The sequence below is a fragment of the Methylobacterium sp. CCH5-D2 genome, from assembly GCF_001556475.1.
Taxonomy (GTDB): domain Bacteria; phylum Pseudomonadota; class Alphaproteobacteria; order Rhizobiales; family Beijerinckiaceae; genus Methylobacterium; species Methylobacterium hispanicum.
In genome coordinates this window covers 1-3,812 of record NZ_LSIX01000598.1, presented here as the reverse complement: position 1 = coordinate 3,812, position 3,812 = coordinate 1, and the positions used below count along the sequence as shown (strand labels likewise).

4 protein-coding genes are annotated in these 3,812 nt (G+C 68.4%); all 4 read right to left on the bottom strand.

The annotated features are described in order from the left end of the window. The coding region (locus AX737_RS15430) for a malate--CoA ligase subunit alpha (protein WP_066922732.1) at positions 1-666 on the bottom strand (666 nt) is incomplete at its 3' end. A gap of 14 nt (positions 667-680) precedes the next feature. Next, positions 681-1,868 carry a malate--CoA ligase subunit beta gene (locus tag AX737_RS15425; RefSeq protein ID WP_066922730.1) on the bottom strand — a complete coding sequence of 396 codons (1,188 nt, stop codon included), beginning with the start codon at positions 1,866-1,868 and terminating at the stop codon, positions 681-683. A 309-nt stretch (positions 1,869-2,177) separates the two neighbouring features. Continuing rightward, on the bottom strand, positions 2,178-2,804 hold the full coding sequence (gene fchA / locus AX737_RS15420) for a methenyltetrahydrofolate cyclohydrolase (protein ID WP_066922728.1): 627 nt from the start codon (positions 2,802-2,804) through the stop codon (positions 2,178-2,180). Positions 2,805-2,815: 11 nt separating this feature from the next. After that, the gene (locus AX737_RS15415; RefSeq protein ID WP_066922726.1) at positions 2,816-3,676 is read right to left on the bottom strand and encodes an NADP-dependent methylenetetrahydromethanopterin/methylenetetrahydrofolate dehydrogenase; all 861 of its coding nucleotides are present in this window, start codon (positions 3,674-3,676) and stop codon (positions 2,816-2,818) included. Positions 3,677-3,812: the final 136 nt, after the last annotated feature.

Sequence of the window (3,812 nt, the reverse complement as noted above, 5' to 3'; positions counted from 1 at the left end):
GGCCTCGGCCTCCTGGGGACCGCCGATCTCGCCGATCATCAGCACCGCGTGGGTGTCCGGGTCGCGCTCGAAGAGCGTCAGGTGGTCGAGGAAGGACGAGCCGTTGATCGGGTCGCCGCCGATGCCGACCGAGGTCGAGATGCCGATGCCCAGAGCCTTCATCTGCGAGGCCGCCTCGTAGCCGAGCGTGCCGGAGCGCGAGATCACCCCGACATTGCCCTTGAGGTAGATGTGGCCCGGCATGATGCCGAGCATGGCCTTGCCGGGCGAGATGATGCCGGCGCAGTTCGGGCCGACCACCATGGTGCGGCGGTCCTTGGGGTAGCGCATCAGGTAGCGCTTCACCCGCATCATGTCCTGGGCCGGGATGCCGTCGGTGATCGAGCAGACGAGGCGCAGGCCCGCATCCGCCCCTTCCATGATCGCGTCGGCCGCGAACGGCGGGGCCACGAAGGTGATCGAGGTGGTGGCGCCCGTGGCCGCCACCGCCTCCTTGACGGTGTTGAAGACCGGGATGCCCAGATGGGTGCGCCCGCCCTTGCCGGGGGTGACGCCCGCCACGACGTTGGTGCCGTACTCCAGCATTTCCTTGGCGTGGAACGTGCCCTTGTCGCCCGTGATGCCCTGGACGAGGATCGGGGTCTTCTCGTCGATGAGAATGCTCATGGCGCGATCTCCCCTCAGCGGTTCTTTGAGTTGTTCTTGGCGGTGTTGCAGGCGTCCACCGCCTTGACGGCGGCTTCCGACAGCGTGTCGGCGGTGATCAGGTCGAGCCCGCTCTCGGCCAGGATCTGCTTGCCGGCCTCGACGTTCGTGCCGGCCAGCCGCACCACCAGCGGCACCTCGATCTTCACCTCGCGGGCGGCCTTGACCACGCCCTCGGCGATCCAGTCGCAGCGGTTGATCCCTGCGAAGATGTTGACCAGGATCGCCTTCACGTTCTTGTCGGACAGCACCAGCCGGAAGGCCGTGGCGACGCGCTCGGGGCTCGCGCCGCCGCCGACGTCCAGGAAGTTGGCCGGCTCGCCGCCCGCGTGCTTGATCATGTCCATGGTGGCCATGGCCAAGCCCGCGCCGTTGACGATGCAGCCGATCTCGCCCTCCAGGCCGATGTAGTTGAGGTTGTGCTCGGCGGCCTGGGCCTCGCGCGGGTCGCTCTGCGAGGGGTCGTGCATGTCCGCGATGTGGCGGCGGCGGAACATCGCGTTGTCGTCGAAGCTCATCTTGGCGTCGAGCGCCAGCACCCGGTCGTCCTTCGTGACGACGAGCGGGTTGATCTCCAGCATCGTGCCGTCGCAGTCGCGGAACGCCCGGTAGGCGTTCATGATGGTCTTCACCGCGGCCGAGACCTGCTTGATGTTGAGCCCGAGCTGGAAGGCGATCTCGCGGGCCTGGAACTGCTGCAGGCCGACCGCGGGCTCGACCACGATCTGGATCAGCGCGTCCGGGTCGGTCGCGGCGATCTCCTCGATGTCCATGCCGCCGCGCTGGCTCGCGATGACGCGCACGCGCTCGGCCTTCCGGTCGAGGACGTAGCCGAGATAGAGTTCGCGCTCGAACGGGTCGGCGGTCTCGACGTAGACCCGCTGCACCGGCTTACCCTCGGGGCCCGTCTGGATCGTGACGAGACGCTTGCCCAGCAATTCGCGGGAGGCGTCCCGCACCTCGTTGTAGGTGCGGCAGAGCTTGATCCCGCCGGCCTTGCCCCGGGCGCCCGCGTGGATCTGCGCCTTCACAGCCCAGAACGAGCCGCCGAGCTCGGTCGCCGCGTAGACCGCCTGGTCCGGGCTGAAGGCGACGGCGCCCTTCGGGACCGCGACGCCGAAGCTCGCGAGAAGCTCCTTGGCCTGGTACTCGTGGACGTCCATGGCATCGCCTCCGATTTTTTTATGGGAGACCGCTGGTCTTCGAGCCGGCCTTTTCGGCTCCGTCGGTCCTGGGCATTTTATAGCGACAAGTTTTGTTTCGCGGGAGCGCCCAGAGGTATTAAATTTTTTGACATTCGCGTTGAAAGCACCTTGAGGTGTAGCGAATGCTGTCTGTATTCAATGGTGCGGCGCACGAGAGCTTTGCCGCGACTGCACAGTGTTTCCGTTGTCCCAAGCCGCTCGAGGCCAGCTCCGTCATCCCGGGTTCTCGCCCGCGGCGAGCCCCGGGATGACGGGGGTGTCGACGCCTCAGCGCACCTTGCCCTTCACGATCTCGAAGACGCGCTCGTTGAGCGCGCCCGCCTCGCCGAGCAGCCCTTCGAGTTCGGCGAGCCGCTGGTCCGCGAAGGCGCGGTCTTCCAGGCCCTTCGCGTTGACCCAGACGTTCAGTGCCGCGCTGCGCAGGCCCGCGAAGGCCGAGAGCACGGCGACGCCCGCGTCGCTCACCACGTTGAGGTTGCCCTTCTCGGCGGTGACCAGCGCGAGGTCGATCACCTTGCGGCAGGCGCGGCAGCAGGCGAGCGGCACGTCGGTGGCCTCCCGCAGCGCCTCTTGGATCTTGGCGGCGCGGGCCGCCTTCTCGTCGTCGGTGGCCTTCGGCAGGCCGTAGGCGCCCATCACCGCGTCGAAGGCCTTCACGTCCTCGGCGATCATGCCGGTGAGCTCGGCCCGCAGCGCCTCGGATCGGGCCAGAACCTCCTGCAGCTCGGCCTCGACCTCAACGTACTTCTTCTTGCCGATGGTGAGGTTGCACACCATCGAGACGAGCGCCGCCCCCATGGCGCCCGAGATGGCGGCGGCCCCGCCGCCGCCCGGCGTGGGGCTGGAACTCGCCAGCCCGTCCAGGAACTCCGCGATCGTCTCGTTCTCGGCCATCGGGTCCCTCCTCAGGCCATCTTCTTGGCGAGCGCGTAGATCTCCTCGGCATCGAGCACCTGCTCGGTGTTGTCGAAGAGCTGGCCGACGCAGGCGCGGTGGAGCTTCAGCTTGAGGCCGCCGATGCCGAGCGCGCCGAAGGCCTTCTTGCCGTGCCGGTCCTTGCCCTTGTCCATCGCCTCGAGGCCGCCGAGCCCGAGCGGGGGCTGCGCGTTGTAGTCGGCCAGGAACTCGATCGAGGCCTCGTCCTTCCAGGCCTCCTCGGGGACGAGTTCGAGGCCGATGGCGCCGGCCGAGAAGACGAGGTTCTGGCCCTTGATGATCCGGGCGCGCGAGCCGGCATCCGGGGTCTCGGCCGCCTTGACGTTCACGCCGAAGCGCTTGTTGACGGCGTCCGCCGAGGCCTGCGCCTTGTCGAGCGAGCGGCCGCACAGCGTCACCTCGGCGCCCTCGCGGGCGAGCAGCGCCGCCGAGCGCATGCCGACCGGGCCGGTGCCGGCGAGCACCACCGCCCGCTTGCCCTGAAGCGAGCCCGCCGCCTTGGCGACCAGCGCGACGCCGGCGGCGGCCGTGGTGTTCGATCCGTTCGAGTCGAGCATGCAGGAGACGCGGAAGGGCCCGAAGAAGCGCTTCTTGACCGCGTCCAGCACCGCCTCGCCGGCCGCCATGGAGCCGCCGCCGACGAAGATCGCGGTCGACTTCTTCTCGGAGCCGCCGCGGGTGTAGATCGTGCCGTCGACGAGCGCGCCGACGTTGTCGGGCGTGACGTTGCCGTAGCCGGTGATGTGGTCGGCCCCGCCGTCGTAGCCGACGACCGTGTCGAACACGCTCGGCACCGCGTCGGTGTCGAAGAGGAACAGCAGCTTCTTCATCGGTTCGTCCTTTCGCCCGTCGGGGCGTGTGGGGTGTGGATTCTTTTAACGGCGCGTCAGCGCAATGCCGTCCGCGGATCGGGCGCGGGTCCCCTCTCCTGTAGGGAGAGGTCTGCTTTCGCAGAAAGCCGGGTGA